The organism is Desulfallas thermosapovorans DSM 6562, from assembly GCF_008124625.1.
GTDB classification, from domain to species: domain Bacteria; phylum Bacillota; class Desulfotomaculia; order Desulfotomaculales; family Desulfallaceae; genus Sporotomaculum; species Sporotomaculum thermosapovorans.
Window position 1 is genome coordinate 123,760 of sequence record NZ_VNHM01000002.1, and the last position, 23,233, is coordinate 146,992.

The window sequence follows — 23,233 nt, forward strand, 5'->3', positions numbered from 1 at the left end:
CACCACCTATTCATTGTTAGGCTGCGGAGAGGGTGATTTCATACCCGGTGCCTCCCGCCGCGGGTTGTTTTGCCCGGTGAAATACGGGCGTTTATTCATGGCCCACCAGGGTACCCGTATTGCCGTGTCTTTTAAATTTTCTGCGATGATGGGACCCAGCGGTGCCAGGTAGGGAACCCCGAAAGAACGCAAACTGGCCATGTGTACCACTATGACAATGATACCTGCTACTAAGCCGAACAATCCAAAGGAGGCGCCCAGAAACATCAGAGGAAACCTTAACAGCCTGAAAGTGATACTACTGCTGTAATATACTGTGAACGAGGCCATGGCCGTCAATGCCACAACAATAATGGTGGCCCCGGCCACCAAACCCGCCTGTACCGCGGCTTGGCCGATAATCAGCGCGGCGACGAGACTTACTGCTTGTCCCACGTCCCGGGGCAGGCGGATGCCGGCTTCCCGGATAATTTCAAAGGCTAATTCCATTATTAACGCCTCCGCGAATACCGGGAAGGGTACCGCTTCCCGCTGGGCTGCGATACTTAATAGCAGCGGCGTGGGCAGCATTTCATGGTGAAATGAAACAATGGCAATATAAAAGGAGGGCAGGGTCAAAGCGATCAGCAGGCAAAATATGCGCAGCATCCGCACACCGGACATGAAAAATGAACGTTCATAATAGTCCTCCGGCGTTTGGATGGTTTCAATAAATAAGTAAGGTGCCACCAGCACCACCGGCGTGCCGTCCACCATAATGGCCACCCGGCCCTCCAATAAATGGGCGGCAACCCGGTCAGGGCGGTCGGTGTGGGCCAGGGTGGGAAATACCGAGTAGGGGTGATCCTGGATCAGTTCTTCTATATAACCTGATTCCAGTACCGCGTCGATTTTAATGCCCGCCAGTCGCTTTTTTACCTCCTGTACCAATTCTTGTTTTGCGATTCCCTTGAGATATATAACGGCGATATCGGTTTTGGTTACTTCCCCCAACTGCAATGTTTCAATTTTTAAATTGGGGTTTTTAATTTTACGCCTCAGCATAGACGTATTGGTGCGCAGTGTCTCCACAAATGACTCCCGGGGTCCCCGTATCACTGTTTCAGTTTTGGATTCCCCAATGGAACGGGCCGCCCATGCCCTGCTGCCTATGATCAGTGCCCTGGCGTGGCCGTCCACCAGTAACACACAGTCTCCGGATAAAATCGCATTAATTAATTCTTCAGGCTGCTGTGTTTCCTGTATCTGGTGCGCGCAAAGGCCGCGCATTTTAATATAGTGCCAGGCATTTTCTTTGGTAATGGCCGTTTTATTGGTGGCCACAGGTACCTCCAGGGATAGCGCCCGCATAATTTGATCGCTGACCAGATTTTTATCGGTCAAGCCGTCAATATAAATTAATGCAAGCTTTATTTGCTCCCGCTGGGCAAATAAAAACTCACGCATAACTATGTCGTCGCAGTTGCTGAAAATCTCTTTTAAATTGCGCAGATTATCTTCTATACCGGTACTTAAAGTCAGACCCGGGTAACCCTGGCCGGAATTGCCGGGCCGGCTATTCTGATGGCCTGGCTGGCCCGGTTTTTTGGCCGCGTTCAAACGGCGGGGTCGCCGGATTTTGCTAAAAAAAGCCGCCATAGTAAAACTCCTTGTATACATTGTTTAACCACTTCCCAGCGGGGATTTATGGTTTTAGCATGCCTATCTGCCGGTGGTTGTTGAATAGAACCGGTAACCTTATTGTGTGCAGTTATTGGCTTAACTATGAATTTTTTTCAAAGATTGCCACCGTTATATCACAGCCGGCATATCATAGATGGATGGCTAACACAGCAAAATAAAACAGAACTTATATTTATGAATGTTTTGGGAAAGATTGTCTTAGGTGCTGATGATGAAAATAAAAGACTTTATAAAAATTATCGGTAAAAGCGGCATGGACGTAAAAAAAACCACTAACCAGCTGGTGGGTGGTTTACTGGCCGGGGATAAAAAAAAGCGTCCTCCGGTACTCTGGCTGGGCACAAATACCTGTGCCGGGGACAGTATATCCTTTTTAAACTCTTTGGATCCCGGTTACCGGGCTATGATCACGAATTTGATAGACTTCCGCTACAACCACTTTGTCATGACTGCCGAAGGGGATATGAGCACGGGCGTGCTGGAGGACACCCTGGCCAAACATGCCGGTGAGTATTTATTGATTGTGGAAGGCACGGTGCCGACCCGTTCCGGCGGCCTTTACTGTGTAGTGGGTCACCGTAACGGGAAGCCGTACACGGCTCTGGAGGCGGTGCGGGAACTGGGCGCGGCGGCAGGTCATGTGGTGGCGGTGGGTACCTGCGCCGCCTTTGGGGGGCCTTATGCCGCTCATCCCAATCCCTCCCGGGGTAAAAGTGTGCAGGGGATACTGGACCGGCGGGTGATCAATGTACCGGGCTGCCCGGTTAACCCGGGCTGGATTGTGGGCACCCTGGCCCACCTGGTATGGTATGGTGAACCCGAACTGGACGAATATAATCGCCCTACACTGTTTTACGGGGAAACAATTCATAATCTGTGCCAGCGCCGGCACTATTTCGACAGCGGTATATTTGCCGCTCAACTGGGGGAGCCCTGGTGCATGTACAAAGTCGGTTGTAAGGGTCCGGTCACCTTTGCGGATTGCCCGTACCGCCAGTGGAACGGGGAACACGTTAACTGGCCTGTTAAGGCCAACACTCCCTGTATAGGTTGTGTAAACCCCGAGTTTCCGGAGCACACCATGCCCTTTTTCGAGCATCTACCGGATATCCACCTGCCCCAAATTACTGTCAACGCCGACCGCATCGGAGCAATAACCGGTACTTTGGCAGCCCTGGGCATTGGTAGTCACCTGGCGGTCAGAATTAAAAAGGGCCGGCTGGCCAAAACCATCAAGAAAGGCCTGGCGCCCCCAAAACTTGGCCTGCAGGTGTTGCAGACCACGCCGGCCCAAAAGCTGGTGGACGGCATTAAATTCAAGTTAAAGAAAAAGAATTGATTTAACCGGAGAAGATTGATTCTGCCGCTTTCCGTAAGATGTAAATTACAAGCTGTGTATTAAATAAAAAAGGGGGCAACAGTCATCTATGAAAAAAATTACTATCAATCCAGTAACCAGAGCTAATAGCCCCTTTGTGGTTGAAGTTACGGTGGATGGTGGAAAAGTGGTGGAGGCTAAATGTAGCGTACAGTTTTTTCGGGGCTTTGAGTTAATCCTGCGGGGCAGGGATCCCCGGGATGCCAGTTATCTTACTGAACGGGTGTGCGGCATTTGCTCCTCCGCCCATGGCACGGCGGCGGCTTTTGCCCTTGAAGATGCTGCCGGGGTGCGCCCGCCCCACAACGGCAATATATTACGCAATTTAATTCTGGGTGCCGATCTACTGCAAAACCATATCCGGCATTTTTATCTTTTGAGTTTGCCCGATTACGTGCGAGGCCCCAACCTGCCACCCTTTGTACCCGGTTACAAAAAGGACTTCAGGCTTCCCAGCCGGGTTAACGAAGCTATGTTAAATAACTATTATGAAGCACTGGAAATCGCCCGGCTGGCCCATGAAATGGTTGCCCTGTTCGGTGCCAAAGCACCTTTCCCGCACAGCATTTTGGCCGGGGGCAGTACTGTGGCACCTGCGGCTGACGTGGTTATGAATTTTCGTTCCAAGTTGCAAAAAATAAATGATTTTATTGCCAACCGCATGATACCCGATGCCCATACCCTGGCCGGGGTTTATGACGATTACTATTCCATCGGCGGGCGAAATGCCGATATGCTTGTATTTGGTATATTTCCCCGGGACCAATATGACCGGGAAAGATATTTCCCCTTCGGGGCTGTGCTGGACGGGCAGTTGTACCAGGTGGACTTGCAGGCGATCAGGGAAGATGTAAGCCATGCCTGGTACATTGGTGGGGTGGGACAGCCCGGCGGGGATTACGGTGTCGCCGGGAACCTGTATGGTAAAGGTATGCAAAATAAGCAGGCATTGCCCGACCGGGAAAAACAAGGGGCCTATACTTGGGTGAAAGCACCCCGGTATAAGGGCAGAGCAGTGGAGGGGGGTTCCCTGGCCCGGCTCTGGGTGAGGGGTGATTACCGCCACGGCGTTTCCACAATGGACCGGATCATGGCCCGGGTGCTGGAAACCCAAAAGGTGGGTCAATTAATGGAGGGTTGGCTGGAGGAATTACGTCCCGGAGAACCGGTGTATAAACCGTTTAAAATCCCCCAAAAAGCAACCGGGGTGGGTTTGACCGGTGCTATGCGCGGTCCCCTGGGGCACTGGCTGCGTATTGAAAAGGGGCGCATTGCCGGTTATCAAATTATTACTCCCACAGCGTGGAACATGTCCCCCCGGGATGCCGGGGGGCAGCCCGGGCCGATGGAACAGGCCCTTTTAAACACCCCGGTGGCGGATGAAAACGAACCCATCGAAATAAGCCGGGTGGTGCGCGCTTTTGACCCCTGCTCAGCCTGTGCCACCCATGTGATCGCGCCGGGTAAATCATTGCGGGAGTTTATTATTCCTGTATAAGCCTTCGCCAAAACATTACCCGTAATAGCCGGTTGAGATAAATACTACGGTGTAAATCAGGTAATTATATATGGTAAGCCAGGTATGTTAACAGCATGACCGGTATATAAGCGTAAACCGAAAGGAGTGCAAGCCCGGTCAATGGGAACCGGCGGGTGAGCAAGAGCAACAAACTTCATGTTTGGAACAAAAAGGACTCACCGGGTTTTATGGCCGGGGGCAAATGGACGAGGAGACAATTATTTCTAAATTAAACTGGTTTTACAGCCTGGAACTGAACCAGGTGGATTTATACACAGCCCAGGCCCATGCGGTGAAAGATATTTACCTGGCTAAATCCTTTGCCAGGATAGCCATGATCGAACAACAACACGTGGATAACTTGGCCGAGGAGATTAAAAGGCGGGGGGGGAAGCCTACCAGTTTGGGTGACGTTGTTTCGCCTCTCCTGGGGAAAGCCGCCGGTACATTTAGTGGTCTGTTGGGACCGCGCATGATGCTTAAAATGGATATCACCCTGGAAGAAAAAGCCATGCAGGATTATAAAAATATGATCATGCAGGTGGGAAACGATAAGCGGCTGTTTGATGTTTTATGGGACAATCTGATAGACGAGGACCTTCATGCCGCCTGGTTTGCGAATAAGTTAAAAGAACTTGAACGCTAAAGTTTTAATTTTGCCGGAGAACCTGGTTCACATAATTCACTACTGGAGCGGTAAGTATGAAATTTACTAATAATTTACTGGGTTTGCGATTGAAGGGCATTAAAACCCCCCGGCATAACCGAACCGCTAGGCTATTGCACTGGGTCCTGGCGCCGTCTTTCTTTTTACTGGCGGCCAGCGGTTTTTATATCCATAAACCTGCCGGTGCATATGGCTTTCGCAGTATGGATAAAGCAAGGAAAGTGCATTTTACGGCTCAGTACTTTTTCGGTTTTTATTTTTTATCCCGGCTGTATTACGCTGTGGCCAATCGGGATTATCGCAAACTGTTTCCCGGCACCCGGGATATAGCTGCCAGTCCGGGGTTCTTTGCTTATGAGATGTTTTTAAAAAAGAAGAAGCCCTACTTTCCCAAGTATAACCCGGGGCAAAAATTGTTGTTTTCCCAGATGGCCATATTATTTGCAACACAGTTGTTAACCGGAGCGGCCCTTTATTCCACAGGCAAGCTTCAGGCCTTGAGTCGCTTGTTCGGTGGGCTGCAAAATACCCGCCTGGTGCATTATTTGGCTGCAATAGCCTTATCGGGCATAGTGGTGGGACATTTATATTTTGCCTTTACCGATAGCCTGGAAAAACTGAAATCAATTGTCACCGGTTATTTTAGACCCAAGTAGGGGGCAGGTGATGGTTAGGTTTGCCACCGGTATTACTGCACGGGATTTGATGGCGGTAGCCAACATGCTTGATCAAGCAAAACTATATTTGTGGATGTTTGTTGCGGTGGTGAAAAATGTAAGTGAAGCATATTGCCGTGATAGGGCTGGGTAATGTCTTATTAAAGGATGACGGTATCGGACCCAGGGTGGTACAGGAGTTAAGTAAAAAAGGTTTGCCACCGGGAGTACAGGCCGTTGATGCGGGGGGCGGGTTATGGAATTACTGGTATTTGTTAAAGGAATGCCGGCATGTGATTGCCGTGGACAGCATGCAAGGGGGCGGGCCGCCGGGGGCTGTTTATATGGTGGTCCCGGACCAACTAAGCACAGGGACAAATGAAGTCGAAGCTAAACCCGGTATTCAAATAGACCACGAGTTACACTTTCTGGATGCGCTGAAGCTGGCCGCCCACTATGGAATTAAACCGGAAGTTACCATTATTGGCGTGGAACCCAAAGAGATCTCCTTTGCCCTTGAATTATCTCCTGAGATAGAGGCCAGGGTACCTTTGGTGTTAAAAATTATAAAGGAACTGTGCATGCGGTATTCGTGCTCAAGCTGAACCCCTATTGGAATGATAACCCCCTTCCTTATGATAGAAGGGGGTTATTAAATTAAGCAGACGGTTCCGGAGGGGATTTCCTGCAGCTTGTTTTTAAACCACAGCCATCCCTGGCCTTGCTTGCGGCAATACTTTGACGGGCTGGCAATGAATATTTTATCGTACTGGTGTTCAGTGCTCATTTCTTTAATCTTTTCATCCTGGTCCCGGCTGGAAACAATAATCTTGGGTTCAAGACCCGCTTCCCTGAAGAGGGGGATGATATCATTGTCAAGAACTTTGTTCCTCAATCTTTCGGCAACCATTTTGTACTCGTAATCCGGCATCCAGAAACAAAGCCCGGGGACATCGGGGTACATTTGATTGCACGTAGGATTTACATAAAGAACATCCAGCTGTGCACCTTCCATTTTTGATAACCATATCGCTTTATTTACCGCCTGGGTCGAGTATTGAGCACCGTTAATAGCCAGCAACATACGGGTCATATTTATAACCTCCTTATAATTTATTATTTAATGGGGTCTTTCTTATAGTCACATGATACGCTCTCAGACGCCGTTGTTCAACGAATTGCGGCTGTTTTGACTTTTTTGCAGTTTATCCGGCATATGGAGTATGTCGAAAGTTTCACTTGGTCATTTATCGCCGGGGTAGCGGGTAAAACTTGATAATGACCGTTTAATTGCTTTGTTACGGTTATTACATGGATTTTCTTCAATTTAGGGCTTGTGAAATAGTAATCATTCATTAGTGCACTGTTAAAACCAAAATAAGTACCGGCCGGCGGGTAAACAAGTTGAATGGTGGGTGAAACTAATTTGGGCTCACTTTCCTCGTGGGCATAATGGGCTATAATAATAATACAGGCAAGTTACGGAAGGAGTTAGCGCAATGGAATTATCAAAACGGCTGGCCGCAGTGGCCCGGCATGTGCCGGTGGGCGCGGCGGTGGCGGATATTGGCACTGACCATGCTTATTTACCCGTTTATTTGGTCCGGCAGGGTATATCAGCCCGGGTAGTGGCCGGTGACATTAATTATGGGCCATTTGAAGGGGCCTTGCTAACCGTTCGGGACAGTGGTTTGGAAAAGTATATTGACCTGCGCATGGGGGACGGCCTTCAAATATTAAAACCCGGTGAAGTTAATGTGCTGGTGGTGGCGGGTATGGGTGGCAAAACAGTTTGTGACATTTTTGAGCAAGGCCGATCAGTTTTACAGCAGGTGCGGCGCTTGATTATTCAACCCATGCGGGATATACCTGAGGTGCGCCGGTGGTTGACGGGCAATGGCTGGCGGTTGGTGGACGAGGATATGGTTACCGAGGACGGGCATTACTATGTGATCATTGTTGCTGAGCCGGGCATGGAAAGGCCTGCGGACAGCTTTGTGCTGGAAGTGGGGCCGCGTTTGTTGGAGAAAAAGGATCCAGTGCTAAAGGAATTTTTAAAAAGAAGGATAATAGAAATCAATACGATTCTGCAAGAAATAAAACGGGCCCGAAGCGTGGGGGCAAATAACCGTGCTAAAGTGTTAAGACAAGAGGCCCGTAAAATCAGGGAGGTGCTGGAAAGTTGGTAGACCGGGCTAAAGTGGTAACGGCCGGGGATCTGGTGCGGGTGATGGAACGACTGGCCCCGCCGCAGTTGGCGGAGGAATGGGATAACAGTGGCTGGCAGGTGGGTGACCCTGATGCAGTGGTACAAAGGGTGCTGCTGGCGTTGGATGTGACCCCGGAGGTGGTGGAGGAGGCCGAACGGCAGGGGGTCCAATTAATCATCAGCCACCATCCCATGTTTCTCAAGGGTATTAAGAACGTACGCCGGGACAGCCCGGCGGGTGACCTGGTATTCCGGCTTATCCGGGCCGGTATCGGGGTTTATGCTGCTCACACCAACCTGGACAGCGCCCGCGGCGGGGTTAACGATGTGCTGGCCCGGGCATTGGAACTGAAGCAAACCGAAGTGTTGCACCCGGTACAATACCAGCGACTAACCAAGCTGGTGGTGTTTGTGCCCGTTACCCATGCCGGTGTGGTGCGGGAGGCATTGGGCCAGGCAGGGGCGGGGTATATCGGCAATTATAGCCACTGCACTTTTAATATTGCGGGCACCGGTACATTTTGCCCCGGCGAAGGGACCAACCCGTTTATCGGCACCACCGGTAGACTGGAGCAAGTGGAAGAAGTGCGAATAGAAACTATTGTTAAACAGGAGGATATCAGTGGGGTGGTTCAGGCCATGCTTAAGGCGCATCCTTATGAAGAGGTGGCCTATGATTTGTACCCCCTGGAAAACAAGGGTGCGGCCCGGGGTTTGGGCCGGATAGGGCGCCTGGCCGAACCGGTTGCGCTGGCGGATTTTGCCGCTAAAGTGCAGAAGGTGCTGCAGGCGGGCTGTTTGCGTTACGGTGGGGCTTCAAACAGAGCTGTACAATATGTGGCCGTGTGCGGGGGATCCGGTGGCGATTTTTGGCCCCTGGCCCGGCAAAAGGGGGCCGATGTGCTGGTCACCGGCGACGTGCGTTACCACGCCGCCCGGGATATGCTGGCGGCTGGTATGTGTTTTATCGATGCTGGCCACTTTGCCACCGAACGGGTAATATTACCTGTGCTGCACAATCACTTGACCACGGGCCTGGCCGGTGCCGGCCTGGCGGTGGATATAAGTATAGCCGCTTGTGAAGCTGAACCCTGGTGCCAATTGGGCTCTGGTGCCGGTTGTTGAGTTTTTATTAAAAGCTCAACGCCAATGCTTTAAAGTTAAAGGTTAAATTTCAAGGTATTTACCGGTACCGGTAAGTGAACTGGAAAGGTGGGGGCGGAGTGCGTCTAACAGAACAGGTAACCGTGCTGGGCAACCGGCACTTTCATATTTACGCTGTGGGTGCCGGCCCGGCGGTATGGCTGGAGGGCGCGGTCAGCGCCGTAGTGCCGACCGTGGCCGGCCAGGTGCAAAGCGGTGTTGCAAAAGGGACAGTCAGTCATCTGGTAATCATGCATGCCCATTTTGATCATGTGTGCGGTATCCCCGGATTGCGACGGTTGTTCCCCGGCGCGCGGGTGGCAGCATCGGCCACAGCCCGGGAGGTGCTGCAGCGCTCCAGAGTGGTGAACCACTTCTTTGCCGAGGACGCTGCCATGACCCGGGTGTTGCACAATGAGGGATTTTTAACGGGAGCACCTGCTACTGCCGCATCATCCATTGATGTGGACGAGGTTATCGAAGACGGGGCGTGCTGGGAAATTGCCCCCGTGGTGAACTTGCAATTTTACCACGCCCCGGGACACAGCCCTTGTAGTATAGTGGCCTATCAACCCGAAGGGGAAGTGCTGTTCAGCTCTGATTGCGCGGGTTTCCCCATTGATGATAAACACCTGTTTCCTATATTTTTTGAAAGTTACGAAAAATATATTAATACTATTAATCGCCTTGCTGATCTACCGGTACGGATACTGGCCGGTGCACATGAGCAAATTATCCAGGGACCGAAACAGGTGCGGGAATTCTGGGCTCTGGCCCGCACCGAGGCGGAAAGGGTGCGGGAAAAGATTATCGTTCTGCTGCAAAGGGGATTGGATGAGCAGGCGGTGGCTGGTCAATTGTTTAATCATTATTATACCGGTAACTTGCGCATATACTCGGTGCAAAATATTCGGCTTTGTTGCAACTTGCTGGTCCGGCGGGTGAAGGAAACCTTTGGTGTGGAATGAACAACCGCTGTGATCAAAATCACGGTTAAACAGTTAGCCAGGTTATGGTTCAGGGCATCTGAATTAAATATAATGTGGCAAAACAGTGGTTTCCTGTAAGGGGACTGGGAAAATCACAGGAGGTGGCATATTATGATAAAACTGCCGGGTAATTGTATGACCACAGCCATGGGCATATTACCCCATAAAGAGATAACCGCTGCCATGCAAGTTGCCTTAACTGTAGATATCCCTTTCTGGCCGCAACTCCCCCGGTATAGTTTTTATGAAGATATGTATGTGCAGGTAAGCGAAAATTTTCCCGGGATCAGGCTGGATGAACAAAAGAGAAAATTATGGCTGGATACAAACTCTTTTTATGAGGAATTAGGCATATATGCTGTAAATAGCGATGATGAGAGCACTTTTATGCTCTCCGATGCCTATTCCGCCGCCTTTAGAGCGTTTTTAACACAGGATTTGAGCGGGTATGCGGTGGTGCGCGGGCAAAATATCGGCCCCATCAGTTTCGGGCTTAAAATCACCGATGAAAATATGAAACCCATTATTTATAATGACGAAATACGTTCATTTATGTTTGATTTTATCGCCCGGAAAATAAATGTTCAATACCGCCAGTTGCTTGATGTGCACCCGGTGCCCTTTGTGTGGGTGGATGAACCGGGACTGGAAATACTATTCGGGTCCTTCACCGGTTATGCCAGCGACCTGGCTAAAAGAGATTTTGCGGCCTTTCTGGATACCCTGGAGGGTCCCCGGGGTGTACACTTGTGCGGTAATCCCGACTGGTCGTTTTTACTGAGCGGACTTGATTTGGATATATTATCCGTGGATATATACGGCAACGGGCACATCTTTACCCGTTATGTTGATGAAATAAAATCCTTTTTGGAGCGTGGGGCCATAATTTCCTGGGGCATAGTGCCCACCCTCACCGAAGAGTTGGATGGCGAAAGTGTGGATATGCTGGCAGGCAGGTTGGAGGACTACTGGAAGTACCTGTCGAGCCGGGGCATACCACTGGAGCTCATTTTGGACCGGGCCTGGCTGGCGCCGGCCCGCTGCTGCCTGGTTAATTCCGATGGTGCCGTCACAGTGGAAAGAGCTTTTCAATCCGTTAACCGGATATCCCGGCAGTTGAGGCAAAAATACGGTTTGACATAACAAAGGTAACTGTTAAACAGGCGATTTGACGACTGGCTGAGAAAATATTGACAATGAAAAACACTATCTATACAGTTAAAATAAGGTTTTGATATAAAACACTTCGGAGATGCTTATGAACCTGTATGATATCAGCCAAAAACTAAACCGGGGTAAACGGGATTTGATGGGTAAAACCAACTACCTGGTTTCGGAGGTACTGTTGCCGTTGGTGGAAGGCGCAGGCGGTCTGGAGATATTGTTTGAGGTGCGTTCGCAACATTTGAACAGGCAACCCGGGGAAATTTGTTTCCCCGGGGGGCGGGTGGAGGAAGACGAGTTCAGCCGGCCGGGCACCGCCGCACTGCGCGAGGCCACCGAGGAACTGGGGTTGTCCCCTGGCGACATTATGTCCATCGGTGCTTTGGATGTACTGGTCACCCCTATGGGGGCGCTGGTGTATCCATATGTAGGGCGGATATTGTCCCCGGCAAGTATAGTCCCCAACCGGGAGGAGGTGGATAGGGTCTTTACAGTGCCCCTATCCTACTTGCAAGCGGCTACCCCGCAGGTCAGTGACCTGGAGGTGGCTACCCGGTATAGTGATGATTTCCCCCTGCACCGGGTACCAAAAATATACCGGGGAGGCTGGACCAAGCGCTGGTCTTATCCAACTTATATTTACGAGTATGAAAACTATTTTATTTGGGGTCTGACGGCCAGTATATTACATCATTTTTTAGACACCATTAAAGAACCTTAAATCCATGATCGTAACTTGTATTTATCCAATATGGTTAATTGGCCTTTCTTAACGTCAACAGCTTTTTGCCGTTTAAAGTCATTAAGTATGCGATTGGCAGTTTCCCGGGAGGTACCGATCAGGTTGGCCAGATCCTGGTTGGTTAGCGATATGTCAATGACTATGCCCCGGTCGGTTTTGATCCCCTGCTCACCGGCCAGGAAAAGCAGCATGCTGGCGGCGCGGCGGGTGGTGTCCATTAAGGCCAGCTCAGTCAACTGGTTTTGGGATATGCGCAAGCGCCGGGCCATGATTCTTAGCAAGCCAAGGGCAATATCGGGGTGACTGCCGATAATTTTCTCCATGTCCGCATTTCTGATGAGACCCACAGTGCAATCCTCGATAACCTCGGCAGTGGCCGGATAGGTGCCGTCGTCAAATAATACCACCTCCGCAAACACTTCACCGGGGTTGATAAAATGTAATATATGCTCCCGCCCGTCTTTGGTTTGTTTGGTTACCTTGACCCGGCCGGACTTGACAAAGAAAACCGCCTCGCCCGGTTCACCTTCCATGAAAATAATACGGCCCTTTTGATAATTTCGTTCCAGGACGAATTTTGCCAGCTCTTCCAACTGTTGCTGCCCCAGCAGTGAGAATAACGGAATTTTTTTTAGTATTTCTATATTACCTGCCATCGAAACATACTCCTTATTGGGAACTGAAAATGGTTAAGTAATAATATACCATATAAAGCAATGTGGCAAGTATAAAAAATAAGGCCGGAAAATTATCCGGCCTTGACCAGGCTGAAAAATTCATCACCCAGCTTGGTGGCGCTGCAAATCTTGCTTTTGCCCTCGGTGGATATCTCCACCAGGCCGAGGGCGTATAACTGCATAATGATATGATCCAGCACTGCCCTTTTAACCCGGGCCGTAAGTGAAAGATCCTCTTTATTCATGTTGCCCTGCTCCAGCAGTGCCTGCAGCACCCTTTCCGCTTCCTCGGGCAGTCTCTCGTTGGCTTTACGCAGAAAATCGGCAAGGCTTGTCGTAGCTAGCATTTTATACCTAACCTCCTGTTTAACTAGTTTTATTTAGATATAGTATGTGCACTTTTTGCTTGATTAATAAGTCAAAAAAGCCCAGTCGAAAAATTTTTCGACCGGGCTTTTTAATAACCCAAACAGCCTATTCTATACTGTCTGCGATTAATTCGCTGATATCCTTGACCGCCATTTTTTCATCTTTGTCAATATTTTTCAGGCTGTCTTCCAGCATGACAACACAATAGGGGCAGGCAGTGACCAGGTAATCAGCTTCCTTGTCCATGGCTTCTTTGGCCTTGACATCCGAAAAGCGCATACCGGCTTCGGTTTCCATCCAGATACGGGCCCCGCCGCCGCTGCAGCACATGCTGTCGTCTTTGGTCTTGTCAAACTCTATGAATTCCAGATCGGGAATGGAAGTTATTAAATTGCGCGGTGCATCAAATACTTTACTGTGCCTGCCCAGGTAGCAGGGTTCGTGGTAAATGACCTTTTTGTCCAGTCCCTTGGCGGGTTTGATTTTACCTTCTTTAAGCAGGCTGTCATATAATTCGGTGTAGTGAATCACTTCAAAATCACCGCCAAATTCGGGGTATTCATTTTTAAATGTCCAGTAGCAGTGAGGTGAAGTGGTGATGATTTTCTTGACTCCCTTGTCTTTAAACAGCTCAATATTGGCTTCGGCCAGGTTGGTAAATTCCTCTTCGGCACCAATTTTACGTACAGCTTCACCGCAGCATTTTTCTTCATTACCGATAATGCCGAAACTGATACCTGCTTTTTGCAGGGTGGTGGCAATGGCGCGGGCTATTTTTTGGCTGCGGCCGTCAAAGGCGGAAGTGCAGCAAACAAACAGCAAATATTCCTGTTCACCGTTAAAGGTGGGAATATCCAGTCCCTGGGTCCAGGATGTGCGCTTTTCACTGTCCTGGGACCAGGGGTTGCTGTTGCTGTTAATACTGCCCAGTACAGCTTTCAGGTTCTTAGGAATGCCGCCTGTTTCACAAAGTACGGCGCGCATAGCCCGTACTACATTAATAATGTTAACGCCGCGGGGGCAGCGTACTACGCACTGACCGCAGGTAGTGCAGGCAAAAAGAATGTCGTCGCTTTCATAGCCGTCCAGGCCCAGTCTGCCCATGTAAATCATCTGGCGTATGCTGAACGGGCTTTCCTTTTCCATCCTGCCCCAGGGGCAGGAGCCGCTGCATAAACCACATTGTTTACAAAGGGTAATATCTTCGCCGCCCATTTCCACGACAACTTCTCTGACCTCATCAAAATAGTTAACTGGTTCTGACATGATTCTCCCCCTCTTCCCTTGCCAGCTTTTAAATTAGGACACGAGTGTGGCCATTTATATTTATTCTAAAGCTTCGTCAGTTCTGATATAAAATCCTGCTTCAAAATTAAAAAGTTACATATATTTCTGTCTTAAAGGCAAGGGGGAAGCGGTTCACCGTTTTAGGACAGCAGGTGTCCGTTGACCAAAATATTATTGCTTGCTAATTATTTGCTTGAATAAAGGAAAAAGTGCACAAGCGCCGAAATATATTAGTCAGGGGGTGTTAAATCATGCGGCACAAGAGAGAAAAAACCAAAAAAATTGCCATCCTGGGAGGCCCCGGCACAGGTAAAACCACGCTGTGCAAGCAGCTTGACGTGGAATACAGTCTAGCCGGTTATATCAGCGACGTATGCCTGGAATATGCCCGTACCTACATTGCCCGTTACGGTGTGCCTGTGTCTATCTTTGAACAGTTTTTGTTATATGAAGGCCAAAAGCGCAGGGAAAATGAATTAAAACATTGTGATATTATTTTTTGCGATAATGCCACCATCCTTAACTATGTTTATGGTTTAATGAGCTGTGATTTTAAAAGCGACAAGGAAATGTATGCCTTAATGAAACTCTATGAATGGGCTATGAAGGATTTACCCGGTTATGAAGTATTTTATATCCCCAGAGAGTTTGCCTGTGAAAAAGACGGTATACGCTACCAGGATGACGATTATGCAGTGGTGGTGGATCAGAAAATTAAAAACTTCCTGGATATTATGAATGTGCCCTATATGGAAATAACCGGTGATTTGCCTACCAGGGTGGATAAAATGAAGCAGTTGATAGGCTTTGAGCAAAAAAGAAAACCGGTATCATTCTGTGACATTGATGCCCAAAAGGTACTGGAACAAGATTAAATCACTAATTTATAATCAATCAACCGGAATAAATCCGGTTATTTTTTTAGGAGCAGGAAATGGGAGCTCAAGGGAGAAATTTCTGTTAACTGCAAATGAATTTGGTTCTACTAACTTTATGTTTGTAACAAAGGGGGAAAACGCATAGTGATATTATTATCGCCAATTAAAATAGGCCGGGTAGAATTAAAAAACCGGGTGGTTATGCCGGCCATGCACCTGGGTTATTGCCGGGACGGATTTGTCAGTGAACAATTGGTTGAGTTTTACCGCGTGCGCGCCCGGGGCGGGGTGGGTCTCATTATGGTAGGTGGCTGTGCTATTGATAAGTACGGGCATGGTAATATGATCAGAATAGATGATGACAGGTATATACCCGGGCTTACGGAACTGGTCAAAGGTGTCCACAGTGAGGGTGGGAAAATAGCAGCCCAGCTATTTCAGCCGGGCCGTTATTCTTATTCATTCCTTTCTGGGACCCAGCCCGTGGCTCCATCACCGGTTCCCTCCAAACTGACCGGGCAGATGCCCAGAGCCCTTACAGTGGATGAAATACAGGAGATTGTAGAAGCCTTTGCCCAGGGGGCTGCCCGGGCCAAAGCTGCGGGATTTGATGCTGTGGAAGCTATCGGCAGCGCCGGTTACCTGATTTCCCAGTTTCTATCTCCGGTAACCAACCAGCGGGATGATGAATACGGCGGTGATTTTGAGCGGCGCATGCGGTTCGGCTTGGAGGTGGCCCGCAGCATCAGGGCGGCGGTGGGACCGGATTACCCGGTATTGTTCCGGGTGGGCGGCAATGATTTTATGCCCGGCGGTAATACCAACCGGGAGATGGCTATGTTCTGCAAGCGCCTGGAAGAAGCAGGTGTGGATGCATTTAATGTCACCGGCGGCTGGCACGAGACCAGGGTGCCGCAAATTACCATGGCCGCTCCCCGGGGAGCATTTGTCTACCTGGCCAGGGGTATCCGGGAAGCGGTTAATGTACCCGTCATTGCCTGTAACCGGATCAATGACCCCGAGCTTGCCGAAGAAATTTTGGCCAGTGGTTTGGCTGATTTGGTGGGCATGGCCCGGGCCATGATCGCCGACCCCGATCTGGTAACCAAGACGGCGACCGGCCAAAGCGGTGCCATAAGAAAATGCATTGGCTGCAACCAGGGCTGCCTGGATGCAGTGTTTACCATGAAACCTGTAAGTTGTTTGGTAAATGCCCGGGCCGGGCGGGAGTTGGAGAAGGAGCCACAGCCGGCGCAGCCGGTTAAGCAGGTGCTGGTGGTGGGCGGCGGCCCCGGCGGCATGGAAGCGGCCCGGGTGGCTGCCCGGCGTGGCCACCGGGTTACCCTGTGGGAAAAAGGACCGCGGTTGGGCGGCCAGTTGAACCTGGCGGCGGTCCCTCCGGGCCGGGAGGAGTTTGGTACTGTCGTTGAATATTATAACCATGAACTGGCCAGGCTGGGCGTACAGATAGAATTGGGGAAAGAAGCCGATGAGGATAATATCAAATCCTTTGGTGCTGATGCAGTGGTCATGGCCACCGGGGCCGCCCCCATAGAACCCCCCATAGCTGGTGTGGGGCAAGACCATGTAGTGCAGGCCTGGGATGTACTGGCGGGTAAGGCCAGTACCGGCAAGAAAGTGGTTATTATCGGCGGTGGCGCCGTGGGTTGTGAAACCGCGCTGTATTTGGCCCGTAAAGGTACCCTTAATGCTGAAGCTCTGCATTTTTTAGCCCTTAACAATGCTGAGAATTGGGATACATTGAAGGAATTGGCCACCCGGGGAGTTAAAGATGTTACCGTGGTGGAAATGCAAAGGGCGGCGGGTGCTGATATCGGTGTATCCTCCCGTTGGGTAATCTTGCAAGAAATGCGGCGCTTTGGTGTAAAGACTATCACCGGGGCCACCGCCAGGGAGATTAATGAAGGCGGCGTGGTGCTGGATGTGCAGGGGCAAGAAAAGGTACTGGAGGCTGATACGGTGGTGTTGGCGGTGGGCTCACGCTCGCTGAGTGATTTATGCGAAAAGATCAAGGAACAACTGCCCGAAGTGTATATGGTTGGTGATGCCGTTGCTCCCCGTAAGGCACTGGACGCTATTTACCAGGGTTATTTGGCCGGATCGGTGTTGTGATAAGTAAAACTGAAAAATCGAGTCCCCGGGGTAAGCCACCGGGGACTCAATCTACATAATAATGGAATTTTGGTATGTAAGGTCATCAAACATTTCTATATGGCTCCTGCTGACATTTTTACCAATGCGCACCATTAGCATGTTGGCGGAATGTTCCAGTATCTCAGGGTCGTCAGTGTGCCGCCGTTTGAAATTTACCGAGCCAAAGACGCGTTTTAGCATGTTCTGGTATTCCCATACTCCCAGGCCGGTGTTCTTTAAATCCCAGTGCCAGCAGAATTCTGTGGTAATCAACACATACTCTTCCATGACGGGGTTTTTGAAGGCCTCTTTTAAAATTGCCTTGGCCAATCCCATTTTCTGCCACTCCCGGCTTACCTCAATGGCACCCAATTCCAGAATGCGTGGATGTCTTGCCCAACGGCTGTACTGGTTGGGGTAATGAAAAAGTACATAGCCGATTATTTCCTGCCCAAAACGGGCTATATAGACCATTCCTTCAGGAAGATTAGCTATTAGACCCATGGCCTCTTTTTGTCTCTTGGGGTTTCTGAAGTTGTTCATTGCCTGGTTGATTTCCAGTGATTCCAGGTATTCTTTTGAAACCGGTCCCTCAATCACCACCGGTCCTCTATCGGTCATTATTTCCTTAGCCATAGCCACGCCACCACCATTTTTTCTCTTTATTTATGAAACATGCCCTGACCGACGGGTCATGGCCTCTTGCTGTAAATGATAACTAATGTATATTATTTAATTATAACGTTTGTTGTCAAGTAACTGTGTAAAATATTCTGAATAAATTCGGAAACTCCTGCTATTTTTATAATTTTTTTATTTAAGGGGCTCGGGATACTAAGTAATTTCGTATTTTTGTATACGGTATAGCAATGCCGAGCGGGTTATGCCCAGCAATTGGGCCGCTTTGGTTTGGTTGCCGCCGCTTTTTTCCAGTGCTTTGATAATCAATTCCTTTTCCACTTCTTCCAGGGATATGCCCTGTTCCGGGAGTTCCAACACCAATCCTGAACTGGGTTTGGTGGAAGCGTAAAGCTCCCGGGGTAGATGTTCCGGGTTGATAATTGAACCCTGACAGATGATGGCCGCCCTCTCGATTACATTTTGCAGTTCCCGGATGTTGCCGGGCCAGTGATAGTTGCATAAAAGCTCCATAGCCCTGGGAGAAATACTTTCCACCTGGTAGGTGGTGCCGAATTTTTTTAAAAAGTGTTTGGCCAGTAAGGGTATATCTTCTTTGCGTTCTCTCAGAGGCGGCATGTGAATGTGAATGACATTTAGCCGGTAAAATAAATCTTCTCTGAAGTCCCCTTTGGTAATTGCATCGTTTAGCTGGCGGTTGGTGGCGGCGATAATCCGTACATCAACCGATAGTGTTTCGGTGCCGCCTACCCGCTCAAATGTTTTTTCCTGCAGCACCCTGAGCAGTTTGGCCTGCATATTCAATGACATTTCAGCGATTTCATCTAAAAATATAGTCCCCTTGTCCGCCAATTCAAAACGACCTAATTTGCGTGCCATTGCACCGGTAAAAGCACCCCGCTCGTGGCCGAACAGCTCGCTTTCCAGTAATTGCTCCGGCAGTGCCGCACAGTTTACCGCGATAAAGGGTGCGTTATGACGCTGGCTGTTGTTGTGAATGGTTACGGCGGCCACTTCCTTGCCGGTGCCGCTTTCACCCGTGATCAGTACGCTGGCATTGCTGTTGGCCACTTTTTCAATAAGGGCAATGATTTCCTGCATTATTTTGCTCTGGCCTACCATGTTGTCATATTTACTGGTTAATTCGGAACGCAAAAAGGTTACCTCTGTTTCCAGCTGGCTTAATAACAGGTTTTGCTTAATAACCAGTTTTAACTCATCCAAATCAAAAGGCTTGGTGATATAATCGGCGGCCCCCATTTTCATGGCTTCGATGGCTGTTTCAATGGTGCCGTGGGCCGTGAGCATAATAACAGGCAGCTTGGGGTTAATGGCTTTGGCTTCCTTGAGCACTTCCATGCCATCCATGTCCGGCATGCGCAGGTCCAAAATCACCAGCGAGGGGGATTCCTCCCGGATCAGTTGAAGGCCTTGCTGACCCCGGTAAGCCACTGCGGTCTGATATCCCTCCTGGCGCATAGCCCTGTCCAATGCCCAGCACATATGCTCCTCGTCATCAATAATTAATATTTTGTGGGCCATCTTAATCCCCCCAATTCAACTGCGTTTATTTATAAAGATCGCATATTTCCGGCAGGGGTAGCTGTACTGTGAAAGTAGTCCCTTCCTTAATATGACTGTCAACAGTGATATGACCGCCGTGCATGCGCACTATCTGGTGACTGATGGACAATCCCAGGCCGGCGCCACTTTCCTTGGTGGTATAAAACGGGTCAAAAATCCTTCCCAAATCTGCTTGTTCAATGCCCGGACCGGTGTCGGTGAATTCAGTATAGACCCATTTATCATCATGATATGTCTTGATGGTCAAAGTGCCGCCATCGGGCATGGCCTGAGTGGCATTTAATATTAAATTCACAAAAACCTGTTTTATTCTTTCCGCGTCCACCTCAGTGGCCGGGACGCTTTCATCCAGTTCCAGGTGGAGTTGGATGTTCTGCTGGCGTAGCATGGGGGAGGTAAAGGTGAGCACCCTTTCCAGCAGCGCGTTAATGTATGCATCCTGCAAAGTATTCTTGCCGGGTTTGCCGAAATCAAGCAGTTCCTGAATTACCCGGTTGGAGCGGGTTATTTGTTCGTTAATTATGGTTACATATTCTTTTGTTTCGTCGATGTGTGCGAAATCCTTCTCCATTAATTGAACGGTTGTCTTGATTACGCCAATGGGGTTGCGTAACTCGTGGGCTACACCGGTAACCAGCCTGCCCAGAGCCGCCAGTCGTTCCGAACGGCGCAGTTCCTCCTCCAACTTCTCCTTTTCAGCCAGGGACGCGGCCATCTTGTTCACTGCCCGGGCTATTTCTCCGGCTTCGCCGGGCAAATCAGGTATAAGATGACTGAGATCCCTTTCCATGATGCGCAGGCCGTTTTTAATTACAGTAACTCCACTGGATAAATTGTGTACGATAATCAGTGCCCCGATGGGGCTAAGCATCAGTGCCAGCAGCGTAAAAGAACGGGTCAAAGTACGAAAATTGCGGCTCTGGGCGAAGATGGGATGCACCCCCTGGTCTGCCCAGGCCACCGCAACCAGCTGGCTGTCAATGTATACCGGTGAAAGGTACTCGAAAGTTTGGTCGTTTAAGCTGCTGGCCAGCCTGGCCAGTGGTTGACCGCCGGCGGCCACGTTGATTAAGCCGCTGTTGGCTTCATCCAGAATCCTTCGCTCCCTCTGCCTTTGTTCTTCCGGGCTCAAGTCACGGTATTGATGTAAAAAACCATGAACAAATATCTGGCCGGTCTCGGGGATATACAAACCGAAACGAACCCCGGGGTTACTGGGTACCAGCGGTTTGGCCGCCTGGTCAAAGGCTGCTCTCAGCTTTTCAACTCTTTGGGTGGTATCTAGGGTATTTATGTTTGTGTTGCCACTGGTAAGAGCAATATTTTTTTTGATATCCGGTATGATCACCGAGTCAATAATGGTGCCCAGTTTTTCCTTGCGTTCTATAAACATTGCTTCATCGCTGCGACTGGCAAAAAATAAGTCATACAAAATCACCAGCACGGGAATTATCAGCAGTATGGTGATGATTACCAGAAATTGTATGCGCAGACTGCCACCAAAGAAGCCGACAAAGATATTATTATCAGTACTTTTCATAGGTTTCACCTTTCAAGATTAACGGGGTGAAGTAGCCGCCGAGCCTGTCTTTGTGCCTTTTTGAACAATTTTAATTAATTAAAAGATATATGCAAGATAGGATATGCGAGCAATCAACATTGTCTGATAACGCACAATCTATTGTCTGTTATTATACACCAAGATAGGCCTTGAAGGGAATAATTTTTTGGTTTTAGCCTGCGCAAGCATAAAATAATCTAACTAACTGTCTGTTATCAAACAATTTATTATTAATGGGTGTGTAAAAACCCGCAATAAAAGCGATTCGAGTTCTGGCACGGTCTGTGCAACAGGGTTTAAGTAATTATAATATTTTTCACATGCTTTGGTGCAAGTTAAAACACACAAATTCATTATATCACATTCTTGAACTACAAAAAAGAATAGAAGGAAGGGGGGAAACATAAGAGGTTTTCGGGTTTGGTTATCATTATTTATAAGTATTATTACGAATTAAAAAAAACAAGACTATAGTATCGGGGGAAAAGATATGTTGGATGGAATTTTAGCCAAGGCCGGTTTGCTTATGGAACTGGCAAACAACTCCCAGGTTGCCCAGGCTGTGACCCAGGCTTCAGGAACGCCGGGGATGCCCTGGTGGGCGTGGCCCCTTATATTACTGGTTACATGCTTTATCATGGGTATAGTTGCTGTAATGGCGGGTGTGGGCGGCGGTGTGCTCTTTGTACCCATCGTGGGTAGTTTCTTTCCGTTCCACCTGGATTTTGTACGGGGTGCAGGACTGATTGTGGCCCTGGCCGGGGCTCTGGCAGCCGGCCCGGGTTTGCTGAAAGCCAACCTGGCTAATTTGCGCCTTGCTTTGCCGGTGGCGCTAATTGCCTCTACCTTTAGTATTGTGGGAGCGTTTATCGGCCTGGCGTTACCGGCGGATATATTGCAAATTTGCTTGGGTATAACCATTAGTTTGATTGCCATACTATTCATTTTTTCCAAGAACAGCGAATTCCCCAATGTGGGTCAACCGGATACCCTGTCCCGTTCTCTAAATATAACCGGTACTTATTACGAGCCTTCGGCCGGTAGACCGGTTAAGTGGACGGTTTGGCGTACACCCCAGGGGTTTTTGCTCTTCGTAGCCATCGGTATGGTGGCCGGTATGTTCGGCCTGGGTGCCGGTTGGGCCAATGTACCGGTGTTGAACCTGCTCATGGGCGCACCGCTGAAAATCGCTGTGGGATCAAGTAAATTTCTGTTATCCATTACTGACACGTCGGCAGCCTGGGTGTATTTAAACCAGGGGGCGGTGCTGCCCATCATTGCGGTGCCGTCGGTGTTGGGTATTATGCTGGGTTCACTGGTGGGTGTCAAACTGCTGGCCGGAGCAAAGCCCAAAATAGTGCGCAATATGGTTATTGTCATGCTGCTGTTTGCCGGCATCAGGTCATTGCTTAAAGGATTAGGATACTAGATGGGGGTAGAAGTAAATGAGTAGTCAAGTGAGAGCTGAGAATGTGCGGCAGCAAACTGCGCCGGAAAGGCAAAAAGCAGTGGCAGCCCAAATAGAAGTGCCTCCCGAGCAGATTAAGTACGCTAATTTGTTGCTGTACTGCTCCTGGGCCGGAATTGGCATTTTGATGGTAACATTTCTGCTTTACATGAGTGGTATAATGGGTTCGTACATTCCTCCGGCTGAAATATCACAATACTGGGGTATGAGTGTGCATGATTACCTGGTGGCCACGGGAGCCCCGCATGGTTGGGGTTGGCTGGGCATGCTGGGCAACAGCGACTACCTGAATTTAATTGGCATTGCCCTGCTGGCCACCCTTACCGTGGTGGGTTATGTAGCCCTTTTATTACCGGCCTACCTGCGCAAAAAGGATATTCCGTATGCAACCATTGTTATGCTTGAGATTACTGTATTAACTCTGGCTGCCTCCGGGATTCTTAAAGTTGGTGCGCATTAAAATCAA

Annotated in this window: 22 protein-coding genes; 14 read left to right on the forward strand and 8 right to left on the reverse strand. The window is 49.4% G+C overall.

The genetic code is table 11. The annotated features are described in order from the left end of the window. Positions 1 to 6: 6 nt before the first annotated feature. Positions 7 to 1,638, reverse strand: coding sequence for a spore germination protein (locus LX24_RS02450; protein ID WP_166510554.1), 1,632 nt, complete (start codon positions 1,636 to 1,638; stop codon positions 7 to 9). Positions 1,639 to 1,891: 253 nt separating this feature from the next. Here LX24_RS02450 and LX24_RS02455 point away from each other — a divergent pair, with 253 nt between their 5' ends. The 5 genes from LX24_RS02455 (at position 1,892) to LX24_RS02480 (ending at position 6,508) form a co-directional block, all read left to right on the forward strand. After that, positions 1,892 to 3,022: a hydrogenase small subunit gene (locus tag LX24_RS02455; protein WP_166510701.1), complete on the forward strand. Its 1,131-nt coding sequence runs from the start codon at positions 1,892 to 1,894 to the stop codon at positions 3,020 to 3,022. 88 nt (positions 3,023 to 3,110) lie between these two features. Then, complete coding sequence (locus LX24_RS02460) at positions 3,111 to 4,559, forward strand: nickel-dependent hydrogenase large subunit (protein ID WP_166510555.1); 1,449 nt, start codon at positions 3,111 to 3,113, stop codon at positions 4,557 to 4,559. A 223-nt stretch (positions 4,560 to 4,782) separates the two neighbouring features. Then, entirely contained in the window at positions 4,783 to 5,226 is a 444-nt protein-coding gene (locus LX24_RS02465) for a demethoxyubiquinone hydroxylase family protein (protein WP_166510702.1), read from the forward strand. Positions 5,227 to 5,282: 56 nt separating this feature from the next. Further along, positions 5,283 to 5,903: a cytochrome b/b6 domain-containing protein gene (locus tag LX24_RS02470; protein WP_166510556.1), complete on the forward strand. Its 621-nt coding sequence runs from the start codon at positions 5,283 to 5,285 to the stop codon at positions 5,901 to 5,903. A gap of 122 nt (positions 5,904 to 6,025) precedes the next feature. After that, positions 6,026 to 6,508, forward strand: a complete 483-nt coding sequence (locus LX24_RS02480; RefSeq protein WP_166510558.1) for a hydrogenase maturation protease — start codon at positions 6,026 to 6,028, stop codon at positions 6,506 to 6,508. Positions 6,509 to 6,555: 47 nt separating this feature from the next. Here the strand turns inward: LX24_RS02480 and LX24_RS02485 are convergent, their stop codons facing one another. Continuing rightward, positions 6,556 to 6,996 carry a universal stress protein gene (locus LX24_RS02485; protein ID WP_166510559.1) on the reverse strand — a complete coding sequence of 147 codons (441 nt, stop codon included), beginning with the start codon at positions 6,994 to 6,996 and terminating at the stop codon, positions 6,556 to 6,558. Positions 6,997 to 7,402: 406 nt separating this feature from the next. On the opposite strand from LX24_RS02485, the gene LX24_RS02490 reads away from it, so the two are divergent. From LX24_RS02490 to LX24_RS02510, 5 genes are all read left to right on the forward strand, one after another. Further along, entirely contained in the window at positions 7,403 to 8,092 is a 690-nt protein-coding gene (locus LX24_RS02490) for a tRNA (adenine(22)-N(1))-methyltransferase (protein WP_166510560.1), read from the forward strand. Further along, entirely contained in the window at positions 8,086 to 9,237 is a 1,152-nt protein-coding gene (locus LX24_RS02495) for a Nif3-like dinuclear metal center hexameric protein (protein WP_166510561.1), read from the forward strand. The genes LX24_RS02490 and LX24_RS02495 overlap by 7 nt, the downstream gene beginning before the upstream one ends. Before the next feature lie 98 nt (positions 9,238 to 9,335). Then, positions 9,336 to 10,223: an MBL fold metallo-hydrolase gene (locus LX24_RS02500; RefSeq protein WP_166510562.1), complete on the forward strand. Its 888-nt coding sequence runs from the start codon at positions 9,336 to 9,338 to the stop codon at positions 10,221 to 10,223. A 132-nt stretch (positions 10,224 to 10,355) separates the two neighbouring features. Beyond that, the gene (locus LX24_RS02505; RefSeq protein ID WP_166510563.1) at positions 10,356 to 11,387 is read left to right on the forward strand and encodes a uroporphyrinogen decarboxylase/cobalamine-independent methonine synthase family protein; all 1,032 of its coding nucleotides are present in this window, start codon (positions 10,356 to 10,358) and stop codon (positions 11,385 to 11,387) included. Between the two features lie 115 nt (positions 11,388 to 11,502). Then, positions 11,503 to 12,129, forward strand: a complete 627-nt coding sequence (locus LX24_RS02510) for an NUDIX hydrolase (RefSeq protein WP_166510564.1) — start codon at positions 11,503 to 11,505, stop codon at positions 12,127 to 12,129. Here the strand turns inward: LX24_RS02510 and LX24_RS02515 are convergent. From LX24_RS02515 to LX24_RS02525, 3 genes are all read right to left on the reverse strand, one after another. After that, entirely contained in the window at positions 12,126 to 12,806 is a 681-nt protein-coding gene (locus tag LX24_RS02515) for a Crp/Fnr family transcriptional regulator (protein ID WP_166510565.1), read from the reverse strand. The two genes, LX24_RS02510 and LX24_RS02515, sit on opposite strands and share 4 nt — an antisense overlap. 92 nt (positions 12,807 to 12,898) lie before the next feature. Next, positions 12,899 to 13,174: a transcriptional regulator gene (locus LX24_RS02520; protein ID WP_166510566.1), complete on the reverse strand. Its 276-nt coding sequence runs from the start codon at positions 13,172 to 13,174 to the stop codon at positions 12,899 to 12,901. A gap of 127 nt (positions 13,175 to 13,301) precedes the next feature. Continuing rightward, a complete protein-coding gene (locus LX24_RS02525) occupies positions 13,302 to 14,462 on the reverse strand; it encodes a (Fe-S)-binding protein (RefSeq protein WP_166510567.1) in 1,161 nt (386 codons plus the stop codon). A gap of 272 nt (positions 14,463 to 14,734) precedes the next feature. On the opposite strand from LX24_RS02525, the gene LX24_RS02530 reads away from it, so the two are divergent. After that, positions 14,735 to 15,358: an AAA family ATPase gene (locus tag LX24_RS02530; protein ID WP_166510568.1), complete on the forward strand. Its 624-nt coding sequence runs from the start codon at positions 14,735 to 14,737 to the stop codon at positions 15,356 to 15,358. Positions 15,359 to 15,502: 144 nt separating this feature from the next. After that, positions 15,503 to 17,494, forward strand: coding sequence for an oxidoreductase (locus tag LX24_RS02535; protein WP_166510703.1), 1,992 nt, complete (start codon positions 15,503 to 15,505; stop codon positions 17,492 to 17,494). A 51-nt stretch (positions 17,495 to 17,545) separates the two neighbouring features. On the opposite strand, the gene LX24_RS02540 is transcribed toward LX24_RS02535, so the two are convergent. The 3 genes from LX24_RS02540 to LX24_RS02550 form a co-directional block, all read right to left on the reverse strand. Continuing rightward, positions 17,546 to 18,151: a GNAT family N-acetyltransferase gene (locus tag LX24_RS02540; protein ID WP_166510569.1), complete on the reverse strand. Its 606-nt coding sequence runs from the start codon at positions 18,149 to 18,151 to the stop codon at positions 17,546 to 17,548. A 198-nt stretch (positions 18,152 to 18,349) separates the two neighbouring features. Next, positions 18,350 to 19,696, reverse strand: coding sequence for a sigma-54-dependent transcriptional regulator (locus LX24_RS02545; RefSeq protein WP_166510570.1), 1,347 nt, complete (start codon positions 19,694 to 19,696; stop codon positions 18,350 to 18,352). 25 nt (positions 19,697 to 19,721) lie between these two features. Next, on the reverse strand, positions 19,722 to 21,278 hold the full coding sequence (locus tag LX24_RS02550) for an ATP-binding protein (protein ID WP_166510571.1): 1,557 nt from the start codon (positions 21,276 to 21,278) through the stop codon (positions 19,722 to 19,724). A 511-nt stretch (positions 21,279 to 21,789) separates the two neighbouring features. Here LX24_RS02550 and LX24_RS02555 point away from each other — a divergent pair. Together LX24_RS02555 and LX24_RS02560 are read left to right on the forward strand one after the other, a co-directional pair. Further along, positions 21,790 to 22,728 carry a sulfite exporter TauE/SafE family protein gene (locus tag LX24_RS02555; protein ID WP_243131580.1) on the forward strand — a complete coding sequence of 313 codons (939 nt, stop codon included), beginning with the start codon at positions 21,790 to 21,792 and terminating at the stop codon, positions 22,726 to 22,728. Positions 22,729 to 22,744: 16 nt separating this feature from the next. Then, a complete protein-coding gene (locus LX24_RS02560; protein WP_166510572.1) occupies positions 22,745 to 23,227 on the forward strand; it encodes a DUF1634 domain-containing protein in 483 nt (160 codons plus the stop codon). Positions 23,228 to 23,233 lie beyond the last annotated feature (6 nt).

Bases quoted from the DNA above. Each gene is read 5' to 3' on its own strand.
- LX24_RS02460 (WP_166510555.1), top strand. From the start codon at position 3,111: ATGAAAAAAATTACTATCAATCCAGTAACCAGAGCTAATAGCCCCTTT.
- LX24_RS02490 (WP_166510560.1), top strand. From the start codon at position 7,403: ATGGAATTATCAAAACGGCTGGCCGCAGTGGCCCGGCATGTGCCGGTG.
- LX24_RS02450 (WP_166510554.1), bottom strand. From the start codon at position 1,638: ATGGCGGCTTTTTTTAGCAAAATCCGGCGACCCCGCCGTTTGAACGCG.
- LX24_RS02525 (WP_166510567.1), bottom strand. From the start codon at position 14,462: ATGTCAGAACCAGTTAACTATTTTGATGAGGTCAGAGAAGTTGTCGTG.
- LX24_RS02560 (WP_166510572.1), top strand. From the start codon at position 22,745: ATGAGTAGTCAAGTGAGAGCTGAGAATGTGCGGCAGCAAACTGCGCCG.
- LX24_RS02465 (WP_166510702.1), top strand. From the start codon at position 4,783: ATGGACGAGGAGACAATTATTTCTAAATTAAACTGGTTTTACAGCCTG.
- LX24_RS02545 (WP_166510570.1), bottom strand. From the start codon at position 19,696: ATGGCCCACAAAATATTAATTATTGATGACGAGGAGCATATGTGCTGG.
- LX24_RS02530 (WP_166510568.1), top strand. From the start codon at position 14,735: ATGCGGCACAAGAGAGAAAAAACCAAAAAAATTGCCATCCTGGGAGGC.
- LX24_RS02455 (WP_166510701.1), top strand. From the start codon at position 1,892: ATGATGAAAATAAAAGACTTTATAAAAATTATCGGTAAAAGCGGCATG.
- LX24_RS02510 (WP_166510564.1), top strand. From the start codon at position 11,503: ATGAACCTGTATGATATCAGCCAAAAACTAAACCGGGGTAAACGGGAT.
- LX24_RS02470 (WP_166510556.1), top strand. From the start codon at position 5,283: ATGAAATTTACTAATAATTTACTGGGTTTGCGATTGAAGGGCATTAAA.
- LX24_RS02540 (WP_166510569.1), bottom strand. From the start codon at position 18,151: ATGGCTAAGGAAATAATGACCGATAGAGGACCGGTGGTGATTGAGGGA.
- LX24_RS02505 (WP_166510563.1), top strand. From the start codon at position 10,356: ATGATAAAACTGCCGGGTAATTGTATGACCACAGCCATGGGCATATTA.
- LX24_RS02550 (WP_166510571.1), bottom strand. From the start codon at position 21,278: ATGAAAAGTACTGATAATAATATCTTTGTCGGCTTCTTTGGTGGCAGT.
- LX24_RS02485 (WP_166510559.1), bottom strand. From the start codon at position 6,996: ATGACCCGTATGTTGCTGGCTATTAACGGTGCTCAATACTCGACCCAG.
- LX24_RS02520 (WP_166510566.1), bottom strand. From the start codon at position 13,174: ATGCTAGCTACGACAAGCCTTGCCGATTTTCTGCGTAAAGCCAACGAG.
- LX24_RS02555 (WP_243131580.1), top strand. From the start codon at position 21,790: ATGTTGGATGGAATTTTAGCCAAGGCCGGTTTGCTTATGGAACTGGCA.
- LX24_RS02515 (WP_166510565.1), bottom strand. From the start codon at position 12,806: ATGGCAGGTAATATAGAAATACTAAAAAAAATTCCGTTATTCTCACTG.